Source organism: uncultured Neptuniibacter sp. (genome assembly GCF_947498015.1).
GTDB lineage: Bacteria > Pseudomonadota > Gammaproteobacteria > Pseudomonadales > Balneatricaceae > Neptuniibacter.
The window spans coordinates 170,036-188,638 of the sequence record NZ_CANMIR010000005.1 but is presented as its reverse complement, the minus strand read 5'-3'; the positions used below and the strand labels follow the sequence as shown (position 1 = coordinate 188,638).

Sequence of the window (18,603 nt, the reverse complement as noted above, 5' to 3'; positions counted from 1 at the left end):
GCTGTTAAAAAACCGGGAGCCTCCCTATGAACTTCCTGAATCAATCGATCATTACCCGTCTAGGGGCCGCCATGTTCGCCATCAGTCTGATGGCGCTGATCAGTATGATCAGTTCAGTTATTGTGGCCGAAAGCACTCAGGGTGATGCCGCTGGAATCAATCTGGCGGGTTCGCTTCGCATGATGTCCTACCGCATTGTCGCTGAAACGCAGCAGCATGAGATCTACGCATCAGAGGAGACTCTCAGCCAGGTTAAATCCTCACTTCAGGAGTTTGAGGAACGGATTAAAAGCCCCAAACTCGCCAATGTCATCCCAACTGACAGTGAGCACAAACAGCGAAAGTTTTATGAGAGCCTGATCACAGAATGGGAGAAGGAACTGGCACCGGCCCTGCTGTTGGCCCTGCAGCAGAAACCGGAAGAAAGCGCCAAATATCTGCATCAGATCGAAGAGTTTGTCCCCAAGATCGATCATCTTGTGCAGCTACTTGAAGAGAGCACAGAATCAAAAATCAAACTACTCAGTCTGGTCCAGGGGATCAGCCTGTTCATGACGATTTTGATTATATTTATCGCCATGTATGACATTAAGAGCAACGTGATAGAGCCACTGGCACAACTTCTCAGCGCGGCTAAACAAGCGGGACAGGGCAAACTGAACGCCCGAGTCTATTTCGAAAGCGATGATGAATTGGGGTTACTCGGTAAAACCTTTAACCATATGGCCGAGGAACTCTCCAAGACCTATGCAGATCTGGAGCAACGGGTACAGAATAAAACTGCTCAGCTGCGCCGGAGTAATGAATCCCTACAGCTTCTCTATGAAGCTAACCGCCGCTTTAATAAAGATGAAGATATCTGCCGCCGTCTCATGCCCGTGATGAAAAAGCTGGAGGAGGTGATCCCGGTCGGACCTGTCAGTGTCACCCTCTGCGAACCCAACCAGCGCAACAGTTATCGCACCCTAACAACACAGCTGCTTGAGCGTCCTGCTGATTGTGCTAACAATACCTGTAATGACTGTTTGGTGAATAAGCTCGACACCCAGTCGAAAGATAACCTCAGTTTTCCTATTCAAACTCGTGAAGCCTATTTCGGCGAGTTTGTCGTCGATTATGCCTCCAGCAATCCTCCTGATAATGAGCAGGTTCGACTCTTAACCACTCTGGTTGAAAATCTGGGCACGGTACTCTCACTTGAGCTGAAAGCGGAAAAAGAGCAGCAGATGTCCCTCATGGAGGAGCGCGCCGTGATCGCCCGGGAGCTTCATGACTCACTTGCGCAATCACTCTCCTATCTGAAGATGCAGGTCAGCCGCCTACAGATCCTGCGTAACAAGCACGCGGAAGAATCGCAGATCGATGATGTCACTAATGAGCTGAAAGAGGGGCTTAATAACGCCTACCGTCAATTGAGGGAGCTATTAACCACCTTCCGTCTGACACTGGATCAACCGGGGCTGAAACCCGCTCTGGAAGCTACAATTAAAGAGTTTTCTGAACGTCTTGAGATCGGGATCGAACTGAAATATGGCTTACACCACCAGTCATTAAGCCCGAATGAGGAGATCCATGTTCTGCAACTGGTACGTGAAGCCCTGGCGAATGTGGTAAAACACAGTAAGGCGGACGAGGTTTCAGTCCAGCTCACCCACCCAGGCGAGTGGATCGAAGTCTGTATTCAGGATAATGGGGTGGGATTACCGACGGATAAAGATCTGACAAACCACTATGGCTTAGTGATCATGCGCGACCGGGCCAGTACGCTTCAGGGCGACCTGAGTGTCAGTAATCGTGATAGCGGGGGTGTACTGGTGATGATGCGCTTCCGCCCAAAACAAAGATAACAATATCGGAACTCAGCTATGTCGGAACAACAGAGTGAACATTCAAACCCAGCGTCAATCTTGCTGATCGACGACCACCCTTTGCTACGTAAGGGGGTCAAGCAGTTGATCGAACTCGATTCTGAGCTACAGGTGATCGCGGAAGCCAGTAATGCGCATGAGGGGGTTGCAGCAGCGCTGGAACATGAACCGGATCTGATTCTGCTCGATCTCAATATGCCTGAGATCAATGGTATTGAAACGTTAAAAATGCTTCGTGAGGAGGGTGTAGCGTCCAGAGTTATCGTGTTTACCGTTTCAGATAATGAGGAGGACGTGGTCGCTGCACTGAAGGCAGGCGCTGATGGCTACCTGCTTAAAGATATGGAACCCGAGGAGCTATTAAGCAACCTGAATCAGGCAGCCCTGGGAAAAATGGTCATCAGTGAAAAGCTGACCGCCCTTCTTGCTCAGGCTCTTCAGAGCAAACGAACCAAGAAAGGGCCTGATATCAGTAGCCTGACCCCTCGTGAGAGACAGATTATCAAACTAATCGCGGCGGGATTGCCGAATAAGCTGATCGCACGCAAACTGAGCATCACAGAGGGTACAGTTAAAGTGCATGTGAAGCACCTGCTGAAAAAACTCCATCTTCGCTCCCGTGTGGAAGTTGCGGTCTGGGCGGTTCAGGAGGGGCTCAATTAACCCCTCCCTCTATCAATCGATGACTTCTAACGATCTCTCTGGAATATAGCCACGCAGTGAGTTGAGCTTACTAAGTAACAGTTCACTGTAGTGATGCAGCGACGCTTGGCAGGCTGTAGCTTCGTCTTCATCCCCTTCCAGATACGCCTGGCAGGCTTTTTCTCCGTATAGATGAACCTTGCTATGTAGCTCATCCAAGTGCGTGTAGGTCGGCAGGTGCGCAAACTGGCTCATCCCTTCGTGTGTTAACCAGATACCAAACCGGCATTGGTCAGTCTCGATCTCGGGCCAGTCACTGGCTTCGCCTGCCAGGTAGGTATCGATCTTTTTAATCCAGACCCGATGCTCTATCTCAGCAAACAAGAGAGGGATGCCTTCGCGCCCGACCTTGACCTCCTCCAACCAGGCGGCCGGAGGTACCCACTGTTCAAGCCAGCCGGGTACCGATTTTGCGGGCATCGGTTTTGCGATCAGGTACCCCTGAGCACAGTCACACCCCAACTGCAGCAACAATATTCCCTGCTCAAGCTCCTCAACCCCTTCAGCGATCACATCCCGGCGAAAGGCATGTGACAATCCCATAACCCCTTCCAGAATCGCCAGATCTTCGGGCGCTTCCAACATGCCACGGACAAAGCTCTGATCTATTTTCAGGGTCGATGCAGGTAGGTTTTTCAGATAGGTCAGGGAGGAATAACCTGTACCAAAATCATCCAGTGAAAAACTCACACCGAGCTCACTGCACTGCTTCATCACTTTGGAAACCCGTGAAATATCTTGCAGAGCACTACTTTCCAAAACTTCTAATTCCAGTTTCCTTGCTGGCACATCCGAGTGCAGATTCAGCATTTCGGAAAGCCGTGGGACAAAATCATCCTGCTGCAGTTGCAGCCCTCCGATATTAATACTCACCGGCAGATCTAACCCCACTTTTTGCCATAGCTGCATCTGTTGAAGCGCTGTCCGTATCACCCACTCTCCTATATGAATCGAGATCGGATGCTCCTCCCACTTAGGTAGGAACTGTCCCGGCACCAGCAAGCCTTTTTCGGGATGCTGCCAGCGAATCAACGCCTCCATGCCGACCACAGAACCGGTTCGCATATTCACTTTAGGCTGGTAGTACAACTCAAACTCGTCTTTATCCAGAGCCTGAACCACACGTGCCTGTTCATCCCGTTGATCCCGGATCGTTCTTTCCTGATCCATATCGAAGAAGGCGTAGCAGTTTTTACCCTGTAGCTTGGCTTGATACATCGCCTGATCCGCCTGGCGTAACAGCTGATCCTCACCGATCTCTTCCACTTGTGGATAAACTGAAACACCTAAACTTGCAGACACCTGCACCACATATTCTCCCACTTTGACCGGCTGGGATACCGCAATCAATATACGCTGTAGTAACGGTATGGCGCTGATACTCTCGTCAATATCCAGCATTACGACAACAAACTCATCACCGCCGAGCCGGGCAATGGTATCCCCCTCCCGAAGCATGGATTTGAAGCGCTGACTAACCTCAATCAGTAGTTTGTCCCCAACGTTGTGGCCATATTGATCGTTGACCTCTTTGAACCCATCCAGATCGATATAGACCACCGCAACCTTTTGTTCTCGACGCTTAGCCTGAGACATCGCCTGAGATAACCGGTCTGCCAAAAGCACCCGGTTAGGCAGAGAGGTCAGTTTGTCATGATAGGCGCTGAACTCCAGCTCCCTCTGTTGTTGTTTCTGCAGGGTAATATCGGTACACACGCCGATCCATTTAAAGGGTTGGCCCGTATCATCCAGCAGAGGCAGGGCATGGTCACTCCAAGAGAGATAGTAACCGTCACGATGCTTAATTCTATACTCGTACTTAATGGGATCGGTTTCGCAGCGGTGTCGCTCCACCGCATTGGAGAGCTGGCCAACATCTTCCGGATGAATCAATGCCAGCCAGGCCTGTATGTTGTGAGAAACCTCGCCCACGTCATAACCCAGGATCTTATCCACATCACCAAACCAGAGTAATGAATCCGTTTTAACGTCCCACTCGTAGATCAGGTCGTAGGCTGCACGACCAGCCATTTTGAAACGCTGTTCGCTCTCACGTAGTGCCTGTTCAGTTTTAATACGCTCAGTAATATCGACAGAGATGCCACATAGGGCGTAAATGGTATCGTCATCCCCTTTGATGGGGAGCTTTGTGACCTGATAAATCGAGCGCTCACCGTTAGGAAGCGCCGCACTCTCCTCAACATGGATGCGTTCGCCCCCATCCAGCACAATACGATCATTTTGGATGATGGCGGGAACATCCTCTGCGGCAAAAAACTTATCATCGCCAAAGCCAACAATCTCCTCCATCCCCAGCCCCCACAACTGTCGGGTAGCTTTGTTGGCAAATAGATATTTCCCTGACCGGTCTTTGAGATAGATGCAAGCATCGACATTATCTAAAATGGTTCTCAGCCTCGCTTCACTCTCAGAGAGCTGCTCCTGCACTTCGACAATCTCCGTGATGTCATGTGCGATGATCAGTATTTGATGATTACCCTCAGCATCTTTAAACGGCTTTTTGATCGATCTGAAGTGACGCACCTTGCCTGTCTTCGCATCCACACCCTCTTCATATACCGTCTCTGTTTTTCCACACGCTATAACATCCAGCACACTCTGACGAAAAGCATCGGCTATGTTTTCAGGCACACCAAAATCAAGATCATCTTTACCCACCAGCGCTTCTGGCGTGGTGTTATAGAGTCGCGCCACCGCGGCATTACCCAGCAAAAACTTCCCGTGCCGGTCTTTAAGTACCAGAATATCAGGGATCTCATCCAGAACTGTCTGGAGTAGCTGTTCACGCTCATTTAATTTAAGTAAAGAATCTGACAGGCTACTTTGCGTCTGGTCCAGAGTTCGAATGGTACGATTAAGCAGGGCAAAACCTGCCAGGACGATCAGCAAAAACAGGCCATACCCAAGTCGGATAAACCCATGAATTTGATTCTGTGAGAGCAGCGGCTGAGTTGCGACTGCCGCCAGATACCAACTCCCGGATGGGAGCTGAATCGTTGTGGTAACAGGATTTTCCTCAAAGAGGGACTCCCGCCCATAAAACACCCCGCCTTTAATACCAGCCCCATCCCTCCCCCGAATAGCGATCTCAATCGGTTGATCATGGGTGAGTAACTGACTATTTTTATACAACTTTTGCTCATCAATCAGAGCACTTACCACACCCCAGAACTGCTCTCCCCCTTCCGGGTCATCACTCTCCAGAAAAACGGGCATACGGGCGATAAACGCGCTGCCCCCCTGTACCAGCTCTACAGGACCATTTAACACCATTTTCCGCGTCTTTCTGGCCTGTTCAACCGCCTTAAACTGTGAAGGTATTCCCCTCAGATCTAAGCCCAGAGCAGACTCATTACCCTCCAGAGGATATAGATTACGGATCACCAGATCAGGCGCCGCTGTTACATTGATCAGTTGCGTGTTCTGTTGAAACAGGGTTTTAGCGGCCTGAGTAAATTCAGCCTGGGAGATTTTGGGATTGGTGGCTACAGCAGCAATGAGTCCTTTTGATAGCTGGATATCACTGATGAGATTATTTTCGATTCGGTTTCTAGCATCAATTAAGAGGTTTTGAAGTTCCGCACGGGATTGAGCTTCGTGACGCTCGCTGATCAGCGTCTCAATGTAGATGATCCCCAACGCCAGTATCCCAAATACAAACCAGCGCAATAGATTTAACGGTAAGAAAGAACGACCCATATAACACCTTCTAACCGTATCGCTCAGTATCTTACATCATCAATAATTCAGGAGAGGATAGATGCAGACAACATGAACCGGTATGACCTTCCCTGTTACATCCAGTACAACAATGCGATACAAACGAAATACGTGATTCAATCCACCACGTGACAGTAACTGCTATTAAAGCAGATTAGCGCCTAATAGAAACCTCTCGCTTCGACTTATTAGGCTTCAAGAGGTCTAAATCAAAAAAACCGGCGGTATATGGGATACACGCCGGTGCTATTGGCAAGTTGATACGAGGTGAAGGCACCTCTGAGAGTCAAGGTTATCGGGTGAACTCCCCTTAAGGCAGAGAGGAGATCAATTGCCTTAGGTTTCCGTAGCACAATCAAGAGGAGTCCTCCCAAACAACGTCAATCAGATTAAGCTCTGTCGGGATGTTTCCCAATACCTCTGTAGGTATAAATTTGGTTACCCAGCAAGTTGTATAGGAGCACTACTCGGGGTAGAAAATCAGTCACCCGCCTGTATAACCTGGAACCTACCCCCAAATAGATCAGCTTAACCTCAGCCCCTCAACAACAGATAAGAGCACAATCATTTATCATTTAAATTCAACAAGTTAACACAGAAAACCACACATACCACAAAGGTGGTATCTCCCCTATCACCCCTTGAAGGGCGCTCTGTAACTATTGATTTACATCAAAAATCATCCGGCCGAAAAGGCCTATTTTGGCAGTCAGATAAGAACTTTCCGAACCGCCAAAACGGTTTAAACACAGCAATATCTGAGTAATTTAACTTATACCCTCCTGCCCAGTCGCAGGGGCATAGATAAATGACACAGTGCGTCAGTGCCTGTTTTGTCGGGACATCTGCCACAACGCTGTTAAATTTTTAGGAGCAGTCTCATGTCCACCAGCAGAATAAGGTTGTTGGATTTTGGTGATCCCAAGATCAAAACCTTACATATCACTTGGTTTGCGTTCTTCCTGACATTCGTTGTCTGGTTCAGCCATGCCCCCATGTTGGCGTATATCAAAGAGGTGTTTGATCTGACCAGTGCTGAAGTGAAAGCACTCCTCATATTGAACGTTGCGTTGACGATCCCCTCCAGGATTGTGATCGGTACCCTTGTTGATAAGTACGGCCCCCGAATTATCTACAGCATACTATTGGTCATTGGTGGCTTGATCTGCCTGGGTTTTGCCGCGGCGCAGACCTATGAACAGCTTGCTATTATGCGCTTCTTCAGTGGTTTTATCGGTGCTGGCTTTGTAATCGGTATCCGTATGGTCAGCGAGTGGTTCCCTGCCAAACAGGTAGGTGTCGCGGAGGGGATCTACGGCGGCTGGGGTAATTTTGGTTCTGCTGCTGGCGCAATGACCCTGCCAACAATCGCTTTAATGTACGGTGGTGAGAATGGCTGGAGATATGCACTGGCATCGATCGGTGTGATAGCTATCTGCTACGGCTTTCTTTACTACAAGATGGCACGCAACACGCCTAAAGGTTCAACCTACTTCAAGCCGAAGAAAAGTGGTGGACTGGAGGTCACCAGTAAGAAAGATTTCGTTTTCTATATTCTTATGAATATACCGATGTACGCTGCCTTAGCGGTCCTGACCTGGAAGCTGTCGCCGCCCAATATCGGATTGCTGGATGAGTTTTCTACAAACGCGATCTATGTCACGCTGGTATTGCTGTTTTTCGTGCAGCTGCGAGCAATCTACCATGTGAATGAAGAGAACCTTAAACATGGTGTACCAGAGCTGCACCGCTACAAATTCAAGCAGGTAGCCGTACTGGATGTGGCTTACTTTGCAACCTTCGGTTCTGAGCTGGCGGTTGTATCCATGCTGCCACTGTTCTTCCTGGAAACCTTTGATGGCCTAGATCCGGTGAAGGCGGGTCTGTTGGCATCAGGCTTTGCCTTTATGAATCTGGTAGCGCGCCCCACAGGGGGCCACCTGAGTGACAAAATTGGACGTAAAAAGACACTGAGTGTTCTGATTCTCGGCCTGGCGATCGGCTATACCGTTCTTAGCCAGATCGATGGATCCTGGTGGATCCCTCTGGCAGTGATTGCCACTATGTGCTGCTCATTCTTTGTACAGGCGGGTGAAGGTGCGGTTTTCGCAGTCGTCCCTCTGATTCAGCGTCGCATGACCGGACAGATCGCGGGGATGGCAGGTGCTTATGGCAACGTGGGTGCAGTTTGCTACCTGACAGTCCTAAGCTTCGTTGACTACTCAACCTTCTTCCTGGTGATTGCAGCATCTGCTGCGGTGGTCTTCCTGATGGTTCAATTTATGGATGAACCCAGTGGTAAGATGGCAGAGATATTGCCAGATGGCACAGTACAACTGATCGATGTGGAGTAAGTTATCGCACTAAACTTGAGGGTGGGTCTTCCACCCTCAGTCAATCCCGCTGGTGCAGATACAGGAAGCAACTATGTACCTGAGCAATGAGATCGATATCGCCATAGGCCAACACAGTGTAGAAGGCCGTAAAGCCCGCAATGAAGATTGTCTGGGCTTTTTTCAGCCTGAAGGAAACCTGTTAACGACCAAAGGGGCGGTTGCGATCATTGCAGACGGTGTGAGCACCGCAGAGGCGGGCGCTGAAGCTGCCCAGTACTGTGTGCAGGAGTTTCTCAGTGATTATTTTGATACCCCTGATATCTGGACCGTCAGCAAATCCGCACAAAAGGTCCTGACCTCAATCAACCGTCTGCTCTACGCCCGCAGTCATGAGTACCTTTCGACCACACGGGGGCACGTATGTACCCTCTCCACACTGGTGATCAAATCACGGAAAGCCCATCTGTTTCATATCGGTGATAGTCGTATCTACCTGATTAGAAGGGATAGCCTCGAACTCCTGACAGAGGATCACATCACCCGTCTGAGTGAGAGCAACAGCTGTCTCTCGCGCGCGATGGGGATGGATACCCATCTGGAGATCGACTACAAGGTGATCGATATCGAAGAGGGCGATCTGTTTCTGCTGAGCACCGATGGTATCCATGATGTTTTAGAGCCTTCACAACTGAAAGCCCTTGCACTGGGCGATTCTGATCTGAATCAGTGTTGCCAGAGTTTGGTGCAAACCGCTTATGATGCAGGCAGTACAGACAACCTGAGCTGCCAACTGCTACGGGTTAATCAGATCGACGATGATTCTATCAGCGATATGACTGATCGCTTGACCACTCTCCCCTTCCCGCCGGAACTGGAAACCGGCATGAAGATCGACAGCTACCTGATTGAGCAGGAACTCTACGCCAGTAATCGAAGCCAGCTCTACAGAGTGCGCGATCTGGAGACCGATGAGTGCTGGGTGATGAAAACCCCCTCGCAGAACTATGATGATGACACCGCTTATATCGAACGCTTTGTCATGGAGGAGTGGGTCGGTAGCCGTATCGATAGCCCCCATGTGGTCGAAGTTCACATTCCAAATCGAGCTAAAACCTTTCTCTATTATCTGATGGAGTCGATCGATGGGGTTCCACTTGATGAATGGATCGAATCAAACCCTACCCCCAAGCCCGCGTTAGCGATCAAGATCGTGAAAGATATCGCGGCGGGCCTGAAAGCGTTCCATCAACGTGAAACCCTGCATCAGGATCTTAAGCCCAGCAATGTGATGATTCGACCTGACAACAGTGCCGTGATTGTGGATTTCGGATCGGTCTTTGTTGCCGGTATCAATGAGATCTTCGTTCCGCTTGAGCGTGACCGGATTCTAGGGACGATGAACTATTCCGACCCGGTATTCCGACTCGGCCAGAACACCGGTATTAAAGGAGATATGTTCTCACTGGCCGCCATCACATACGAAATGTTTACCGGCGCTCTTCCTTTTGGCGATAGTCTGGAAAATTGTGAAAAACCCCACCAGCTTCAGAAACTCAAATATATACCGGCTGACCGGCACAACCCGATTATTCCAATCTGGTTCGACCGGGCACTTGAGAAGGCGATGATGATAGACCCCCAACAACGTTACGACAGTATCGACCAGTTTATGCAGGACCTGACTCAACCAAACCCGGACTTCCTGATCCCGCGCGAAGCTGCACAGAAATCACCAAACGCCCTGATCTTCTGGCAGCTCATGTCGCTGGTCTGGTTCATGATCGCCATCTTCACGCTGATTGCATTCTGGTTAAAGTAACTAAGTGCGCCATGTGAAACATGTAAACATCGAATCGAGCTGATGCTGCAGTTGAGCGATAATATCGACCGGCTGTAACAGCGGCTGGCACAGTTTAGGATCCAGACAACCGGTCCCATGATTCTGTTGCACCGCATAGTGTGTTACCCCCTGCTGACTCAGATATTGTGCCAGGGATCTGAGCTTCGGCACCGTATGATAGTGCCAATCCACCGTTGTTCTGCATTCGAACGCCCCTCCACCCTGCAGCAACAGTTGCAGGCACTGCTCCACCTGCGGCCACAGGTTCCGCCTGCCAGTGACACGGGCATAATCCTCTTCAGGAGCCTTGATATCCAACCCGACCCAATCAAGATCATCGATCACCCTGGATAAGGCTGCGGCACTGATACCTGCAGTATGCAGACCCACTTTGAAGCCCATCGCCTTGACCTGTTTTACCATGCGGGGCAAGTAGGGTTGAATCAATGGTTCACCACCACTGATCACGACCGCCTCCAATAACCCCTGCCGCGCACGTAGAAATTCGACCACATCTGTCCAGGTCCAGCGAGCATCAACGGACAACCCCGGCACGAGAGGAATCAGCTCTGTATTCTGACAGTAACCACAGCGCAACGGACATCCCTGCGTGTAGATAACACAGGCCAGGTGATCTGGAAAATCAATGGTGGTCAACGGAGTTAACCCTCCGATTGAGCAATCCAGATCCTGACTCGGTAGATTACACCGTTTCACAGAAATGACGGCGCTCCCGATGTTCCGCTTTTTTCCCGACATTGAACTGTGCAACCGGGCGGTGGTAGCCCATCACACGGGTCCAGACTTCACAACGCTGACGCTGCTCAGGTTTTAATGCATCTAACTGCTCAGTTGAGATATCTTTCATCGTAATAACCTCTGCTTAATGATGGGTGTGTGATTCACTGTTTTGATCGAGTAACAGTTGCTCGTCGCAACGGGGGCAAAACTCATGCTCACCCGAAAGGTAGCCATGAACGGGACAGATCGAGAATGTGGGCGTGATGGTCAGATAGGGCAGTGCAAATCGGGTCAGGGCTGTTTTAACCATCTGCTTGCACGCTCGTACACTCGAAATCCGTTCACGCATATACAGGTGCAACACCGTTCCACCGGTATAACGAGTCTGAAGTTCATCCTGCATCTCCAGCGCCTTAAATGGATCATCCGTGAACCCAACGGGTATCTGACTTGAATTGGTATAGTAGGGCTGCTCCTGAGTACCTGCTTGTATGATCTCAGGGAAACGTTTTCGGTCCTCCTTGGCAAAACGGTAGGTTGTGCCCTCAGCAGGGGTCGCTTCCAGGTTATACAGGTGACCTGTCTCTATCTGGAACTCTGAGAGCCTTTGATTGATATGGTCCAGCATCCTGACCGCTTCAGACTGACCCAGTGCCGTGCTGATATCAAAATAATCATCACTGAAGTTACGCAGCATCTCGTTCATACCATTAACGCCGATGGTCGAGAAATGATTTCTCAGGGTACCCAGATAGCGTTTGCTATAGGGGAACAGACCCTCATCCATTAACAGCTGAATACGTTCACGCTTCAACTCCAGAGCGTCTCTGGCCATAATGAGTAGCTGATCCAGATGCTCATATAACCCCTTCCAGTCCCCCTGGTGCTGAAACCCCAATCGCGCACAATTAATGGTTACAACGCCGATCGATCCGGTCTGCTCTGCCGAGCCGAACAGTCCATTCCCGCGCTTGAGTAGTTCGCGCAAGTCCAGCTGCAGTCGACAGCACATTGACCTGACCATGTTGGGTTCAAGATCCGAACGAATGAAGTTCTGAAAATAGGGCAACCCGTATTTTGCAGTCAGCGAAAACAGACGCTCTGCATTATCATTGTCCCAGTCAAAATCAGGGGTAATGTTGTAGGTGGGGATTGGAAAGGTAAACACGCGGCCATTGATATCCCCCTGTGACATCACCTCAAGATAGGCCCGGTTAATCAGATCCATCTCTGCCTGAAGATCCCCATAACTGAATGGCATCTCCTGCCCCGCAATCACCGGAATCTGCTCTTTCAGATCATCAGGACAGTGCCAATCGAATGTCAGATTCGTGAAGGGGGTTTGCGTACCCCACCGCGAGGGAACATTGAGATTGTAGATCAGCTCCTGAATACACTGCAGCACCGCCTCATAGGACAAGTTGTCTTTACGCACAAAAGGGGCCAGATAAGTATCAAAGGAGCTAAACGCCTGCGCCCCAGCCCATTCATTCTGCAACGTCCCCAGAAAGTTCACGATCTGGCCTACCGCACTGCTTAGATGTTTAGGGGGACCACTCTCCAGACGACCCGGTATTCCATTGAGCCCCTCATGAAGCAGTGTACGCAGGGACCAACCCGCACAGTACCCTGACAGCATATCCAGATCATGAATATGCAGATCCCCCTGACGATGAGCACTGCCGATCTCAGCGGGGTACACCTCATTCAACCAATAGTTCGCAATCACCTTACCTGATACGTTAAGGATCAATCCTCCCAGGGAGTAGCCCTGATTGGCATTGGCATTAACGCGCCAGTCTTGCCGCTGCAGGTACTCATCAATCGTACTTTTCACTGCTACTGAACGGTAGTTATCCATACTGACACCAACACTATATATGGTTAATTTTTTAAAATAAAACACTACATATTGTGCATTATGGGTTTTCTATCATTTTTGTGACCTTGACAGATATCAAGGGTAGGAAAAAAGTTTTTGTTTACTATTCGATAGCGAAATGAGGAGCTAACTATGATTTTTTCGGGTATTAAAGCAGATTCAATTTTACCAATTCTGCGTCCAGCGATGCGTACCACTCACCAACTCACCCCCCATGGATTACAGCGTACACTGATCACAAAGTTATTAAATTTCGTGTTTTCCCAGCCTCTGAATGACGGTGACTTTGACTGTTTGAAAGGGCGGCGTATCGGGATCGATCTGGTCGATATTCAGGTCAGGCTAGTCATCAGCCTCAATGCCGAAGATAAACTTTGCGCTGAGGAAACCTATGAGGCAGAGACATGGATCCGAGGTGAACTCCTCAGCTTTCACAGTTTAATGCAGCAGAAGGAAGATCCTGACTCACTTTTTTTTCAACGTAAGCTACTGATTGAAGGGGATACTGAGCTGGGTGTTACCATCAAAAATATTCTCGACAGTATCGACTGGGAAGAACTACCACAGAGTGTGAAGATGTTACTCAATCTACTCGGAAAGCGTACACCTGAGCAGTGACGCTCTGGTATCTACTCAGATCTCTCAACATGCTCCATACCGGGCCGTCCAAACCAGTAACCGTTACACTGTCCCTCTAATATCGCGATATGTGAGGGCGACCGGCCTTGCAAACGCTCACTAAAACGCTGCACTACGGTTTCCAGCCCCTGCTGTTGTGGACTAAGGCGCACATGGCTCACACCAATCCGCCTCATTGTTTCCAGTTCATATTCCAAATTATAGTGTTCAGCGGATAGGGTCTGGATTCCGTTGATCGTAAACAGGGGCGTACCCTCTTGTGATCTCACCGGTAGGCCTTCGGGATAAGAGAGGCAACAAAACTCACAATTATCCTTCGGTAGATTTCGATAGCGCGCAGTAAAACAACGTGCAGCATAAGCCAGTGGTAACGCCCCATAGGCAAAGACTTCAGTTTCAAGGTCTGGTATTGAATCACACTCTAGGATCTGTTGATGCAGCTCGGTGAGTGTTTGATACCCAAGCTCAACAGGCATCACCCATCGACGCATTCCACTTCGATAGAGTTGCTGAAGAACACGCAGGTTATAGATGTTGATCGAAGGCCCGGTCGAAAATGACACGCCCTCTTCACTCAGTAGCTGTACCGCAGCCATATCATTCGCTTCTACCTGGAACTCCGCATTACGGCAGATCCGTCGCAGGGTTTTAAGTTCCGATTCCGCTTCCAGCAGTGCCATTGTGGATAGCACCACCTCTTTACCACAGGATCGAAGGTCACGAGCTAACCCTATCCAGTCATCTAGTTTAAGCTGCCGTCGTTTAGAACAGACCGTTTCCCCCAGATAGATCAGATCCAGATCAGTCTCCGCCATCGCAGCGTAAAAGTTATACACATCCTGTTTTGGCCAGAAATAGAGCAGTGGCCCCAGTGTCAGATTCATCTGTTGCGTCATACTCTCTCTCCTACTGCCAGCGGCGGTGATAAGCACCGAGGGTAGTAACTGAACCTTCAGATACCTCGGACAATGATTGGTTCCAACGCCCGCTACTGAGCGGATCAGGCTTATCTCCCTGATCTAATGCATCGCGCCAGATTTTAGTGACTGTCGCTACATAGGCTGGACTTCGCTGCCTTCCCTCGATTTTTACCGCTTTGATCCCTGCTTCCAGCAGTTCCGGGATAAGGTCGATCGTATTTAGACTCGTGGGCTCCTCCATGGCGTGATAGACAGCTCCCTCCACCTCAAACCGTCCCTTACAGAGTGTGGGATAACCCGCTTTCTCCTCCTCCGTATAACGGTCAATCAGGACCTCGTTCAGACGAGATTCAAGCGTTTTTTCCCTCTCCTCCCAGCGTACCGCCTTGGCAGGTGAGCATGCACCGCAGGTATTGGGGGACTCATCGGTGATAAAAGAGGAGAGATAACAACGCCCCTCCAACATGATACAAAGACTACCAAAGGCAAAAACTTCCAGTTCAACACGACTATGCAGAGCCAGGTGCTGTACCTGAGCCAGCGATAGCACCCGGGGAAGAACAGCGCGCTTAATACCAAATTGAGCCTGGTAATAGTTCAGGGCCTCATAGTTGGTAGCTGACCCCTGAACCGACAGGTGCAGATTCAGATTCGGATGGCTGTCAGCCGCATAGCCCAACACCCCCATATCCGCAGCGATAAGGGCATCAACGCCAAGGCCAGCAGCCATATCTACTGCTTGCGTCCAATGCTTCCAGCCTTGAGGTTGTGGATAAGTATTGATGGCGCAGAGTACTTTAATACCCCGTTCATGGGCGTAGCGAATACCTTTCTCTGCTTTTCGACGATCAAAATTCAGCCCGGGGAAATGACGGGCATTGGTGACATCACGAAAGCCCAGATAAACTGCATCTGCGCCATTATCAACCGCTGCTTTGAGTGCAGGAAAGCTTCCTGCAGGACAGACCAACTCCATAGCTACCTCCCCAGACTTATGTGTGGAGTGGCAGCGTATCAGTGGCCGAAGGAGAATTACTTGATAGCTATCAAGCCCATTTGGCTCTCAGGCTAGTCGTAAAGGAAGGGCGATACCACCCCCCTATAGTTTGCAGGCCCCACCCAGGCAATCATCAAACGCCATATCTTCAATCTCCTGGCGATTTTCCTGAGCCTGCTTAAGGCGTTTAAACATCTCGCCCTCCTCACCACCCGACTCTTCAGCAATCCCGGCTTTTTCAAAAACACCGAGTAGTAGGTTTAGCTCTTCCAAAGAGAATTCATTCATTTGTTATATCCTTTCGTTACCACATTGGTTTACGCAGGCAGCAGATGATCCACAAGCAACTGAACCGTTTTCCGACCACGAAACTCATTAATATCCAGCCGATAGACAGCCCGGACAGTTGTCACCGACTCATCAGGCCACTGATCCATATCCGCATTAAACTGGATCGCATCGATCGCCAGAGCCGAAACGGGCTCCATCAATACCATTTTAAGATGACGCTGACCGACCACACGTTGCTGTAATAAAGCAAACTCACCTTCAAACAGAGGTTCCGGGAACTGATGTCCCCAGGGCCCCGCCTGACGAAGCATCTCAGCCAGCTCCAACGTCATCTCTTCCGCGTTCAGGGCACCATCGGTCAGAACTTGCTGCTGTAGATCCGCCTCAGACAGCTGACGCCGAACCTCCGTATCAAAAGCCTGTTTAAACACAGACAGATCGCTGGCTTTAATTGTCAGGCCCGCAGCCATCGCATGGCCACCAAATTTTCGTAGCAGATCGGGATACTGAGTGGCGATCGAATCCAATCCATCACGGACATGAAAGCCCGGGATAGAGCGCGCAGATCCTTTCAACTCCCCCTCATCCCCCTGCGCGAACGCAATCACGGGTCGGTGGGTACGCTCTTTAATACGGGAAGCGAGTATACCAATCACACCCTGATGCCACTCCGGCTCATACAGAGAGAGCCCAAAAGGTAGTTGGTCTGTCTCAAGCTGCAGCCCTGCCAACAGGTCAAGCGCCTGCTGCTGCATCTCCTGTTCGATCCCTTTACGCTCCTGATTCAGCTCATTAAGGGTATCTGCCAACTCCCGGGCTTTAGACTCAGAATCAGTCAACAGACATTCGATACCGATCGACATATCTTCCAGTCGGCCCGCCGCATTCAGTCGTGGAGCCAGCGCATAACCCAGGTCTGAAGAGTTGATCTTGTACTGCTGCCGACCTGACAGTTCAATCAAAGCCGTGAGTCCAGGGCGGCAACGTCCGGCTTTGATCCTTTGCAGCCCCTGATACACCAGAACACGATTGTTCTGCTCTAAAGGGACCACATCCGCGACTGTACCCAATGCAACCAGATCCAGAAGTTCACCCAAATTGGGTGTTGCTAACCCCTGTTGCTGAAACCAGCCACTTTGTTGAAGTGCACGCCTTAGAGCAATCATCACATAGAAGATCACACCCACTCCACAGGTGGATTTCGCACTAAAGCTACACGCAGGCTGATTGGGATTCACGATCGCACAAGCATCCGGCAAACTATGCCCTGCCAGATGGTGATCTGTCACAATGACATCCAATCCAGCCAAATTAGCTGCAGCAACACCGTCGATACTCGAGATGCCGTTATCAACGGTAATGAGCAGATCCGGCGAGCGCTTAACCGCCTCAACAACAATCTCTGGACTGAGCCCATATCCATACTCAAACCGGTTGGGAACCAGATACTCAACCGCTGCTGCACCCATCATTCTAAGTGCCAGAACAGCAACTGCAGTACTGGTCGCACCATCACAATCGAAGTCCCCTACGATCAGAATCCTTTGTTGCTGCTCAATCGCTCTCTGCAGGCGGGAAACGGCCTCCTCGATACCCAGCATTCCACTGTCGGGAAGCAGTTCACTTAAGTTCCGCCCTAAACCACTCAGATCATGAATGCCACGGGACGCATAGATGCGCGCCAGCACCGGGTTGGTTTGTAGAAAAACAGGAAGGTGGGGATCAGCAACCGGACGTTGCGTTATCACGAGTTGTTTCATAAGCGGTTTACACCCGGCTCAGGTGCAGGAAGTAGTTCAGAGGTTTTATCGGTGAGATAGTAAACGGCGATACCGATCCACTCTCTGACTGCGGTATTCAGATCCCCCATATTCCAGTTCAGATCTGGATGAAAACGCATCTCTCCCGTGCGGAAATCAACCGGGAATGGCAGCACATCAATCCCTGCCTGGCGGAAGACCCCCACAGAACGCGGCATATGGAATGCAGATGTCACCAAAATCCATCTCCCTTCAGGCAGGTCAGCCCTCTCGTTGATCAGCTCTCGGGAATAAATTGCATTCTGAAAGGTATTACGGGACTCCCGCTCAATCACAGCACGTTTTTCCAGGCCCTGTTGCGACAGCCATTGCAGCGCCACATCACCACCCCGATAATCAGGCCGGATCAACGAACCCGAGCCGCCCGTGAACAGCACTTTGACTTCAGGGAATCTAGTCAGTAGTTCAGGGACAACCATCAGGCGCTCCGCTCCCTGATTAAACTCCGCCCTTTGATGAATCGCAGAGCGTTCTGCATCCTCACCTCCCCCAAGTACTATAACGCCGGCAATGGGCTCTGATAGCTGCGACAGGTCAGGTTGTGGGAATCGTTGCTCCAGTGGTTCCAGCAGGAAATTAGCGACAGGGAACAGACTAATCACGAAGAAGCTTAACACTGACCCCCAAACCAGCAGCACACCGCTCAGCCGATTCCATAGCAGCAACCCCAACAGGAGCATCAGCAGAAGGAAATGATCAGGTTGCACGACCACCCAGAAGATTTTTGAAAGGTAAAAGAACAGATCCGTCATATTCTATGATGTTCCTGTGTAGATACAGAGTGGTCCTAAAGATACAAAAAACCCGACTAAGTAAGGTCGGGTTT

At 50.1% G+C, this 18,603-nt stretch carries 12 protein-coding genes and 1 pseudogene; 5 read left to right on the top strand and 8 right to left on the bottom strand.

The genetic code is table 11. From position 1 onward, the window contains the following. The first annotated feature begins 26 nt into the window (after positions 1 to 26). Both Q0882_RS08535 and narL read left to right on the top strand, forming a co-directional pair. On the top strand, positions 27 to 1,847 hold the full coding sequence (locus tag Q0882_RS08535) for a type IV pili methyl-accepting chemotaxis transducer N-terminal domain-containing protein (RefSeq protein WP_299180167.1): 1,821 nt from the start codon (positions 27 to 29) through the stop codon (positions 1,845 to 1,847). 18 nt (positions 1,848 to 1,865) lie between these two features. Then, on the top strand, positions 1,866 to 2,531 hold the full coding sequence (narL, locus tag Q0882_RS08530) for a two-component system response regulator NarL (protein WP_299180164.1): 666 nt from the start codon (positions 1,866 to 1,868) through the stop codon (positions 2,529 to 2,531). A 12-nt stretch (positions 2,532 to 2,543) separates the two neighbouring features. Here the strand turns inward: narL and Q0882_RS08525 are convergent, their stop codons facing one another. Next, the gene (locus Q0882_RS08525; protein WP_299180161.1) at positions 2,544 to 6,290 is read right to left on the bottom strand and encodes an EAL domain-containing protein; all 3,747 of its coding nucleotides are present in this window, start codon (positions 6,288 to 6,290) and stop codon (positions 2,544 to 2,546) included. A 902-nt stretch (positions 6,291 to 7,192) separates the two neighbouring features. Between Q0882_RS08525 and Q0882_RS08520 the strand changes: the two genes are divergently transcribed. Both Q0882_RS08520 and Q0882_RS08515 read left to right on the top strand, forming a co-directional pair. After that, positions 7,193 to 8,665: a NarK family nitrate/nitrite MFS transporter gene (locus tag Q0882_RS08520; RefSeq protein ID WP_299180158.1), complete on the top strand. Its 1,473-nt coding sequence runs from the start codon at positions 7,193 to 7,195 to the stop codon at positions 8,663 to 8,665. A gap of 73 nt (positions 8,666 to 8,738) precedes the next feature. Further along, complete coding sequence (locus Q0882_RS08515) at positions 8,739 to 10,466, top strand: bifunctional protein-serine/threonine kinase/phosphatase (protein ID WP_299180155.1); 1,728 nt, start codon at positions 8,739 to 8,741, stop codon at positions 10,464 to 10,466. On the opposite strand, the gene Q0882_RS08510 is transcribed toward Q0882_RS08515, so the two are convergent. Further along, entirely contained in the window at positions 10,467 to 11,204 is a 738-nt protein-coding gene (locus tag Q0882_RS08510) for an anaerobic ribonucleoside-triphosphate reductase activating protein (RefSeq protein ID WP_299180152.1), read from the bottom strand. After that, positions 11,197 to 13,089, bottom strand: a pseudogene (locus Q0882_RS08505) (ribonucleoside triphosphate reductase); the annotation flags it as partial. The pseudogene Q0882_RS08505 and the gene Q0882_RS08510, both read right to left, overlap by 8 nt. A gap of 153 nt (positions 13,090 to 13,242) precedes the next feature. Here Q0882_RS08505 and Q0882_RS08500 point away from each other — a divergent pair. Continuing rightward, positions 13,243 to 13,728 (top strand): SCP2 sterol-binding domain-containing protein, encoded by a 486-nt coding sequence (locus tag Q0882_RS08500; protein WP_299180149.1) that lies wholly within the window; start codon positions 13,243 to 13,245, stop codon positions 13,726 to 13,728. Between the two features lie 11 nt (positions 13,729 to 13,739). Here the strand turns inward: Q0882_RS08500 and Q0882_RS08495 are convergent, their stop codons facing one another. From Q0882_RS08495 to Q0882_RS08475, 5 genes are all read right to left on the bottom strand, one after another. After that, entirely contained in the window at positions 13,740 to 14,645 is a 906-nt protein-coding gene (locus tag Q0882_RS08495; protein ID WP_299180146.1) for a U32 family peptidase, read from the bottom strand. Between the two features lie 10 nt (positions 14,646 to 14,655). Beyond that, positions 14,656 to 15,645 (bottom strand): peptidase U32 family protein, encoded by a 990-nt coding sequence (locus tag Q0882_RS08490; RefSeq protein ID WP_299180142.1) that lies wholly within the window; start codon positions 15,643 to 15,645, stop codon positions 14,656 to 14,658. Positions 15,646 to 15,768: 123 nt separating this feature from the next. Then, positions 15,769 to 15,954, bottom strand: coding sequence for a hypothetical protein (locus Q0882_RS08485; protein ID WP_299180139.1), 186 nt, complete (start codon positions 15,952 to 15,954; stop codon positions 15,769 to 15,771). Positions 15,955 to 15,983: 29 nt separating this feature from the next. Then, entirely contained in the window at positions 15,984 to 17,717 is a 1,734-nt protein-coding gene (recJ, locus tag Q0882_RS08480) for a single-stranded-DNA-specific exonuclease RecJ (RefSeq protein ID WP_299180136.1), read from the bottom strand. Then, positions 17,714 to 18,529 (bottom strand): YdcF family protein, encoded by an 816-nt coding sequence (locus Q0882_RS08475; protein WP_299180133.1) that lies wholly within the window; start codon positions 18,527 to 18,529, stop codon positions 17,714 to 17,716. The genes recJ and Q0882_RS08475 overlap by 4 nt, the downstream gene beginning before the upstream one ends. Between the last annotated feature and the right edge of the window lie 74 nt (positions 18,530 to 18,603).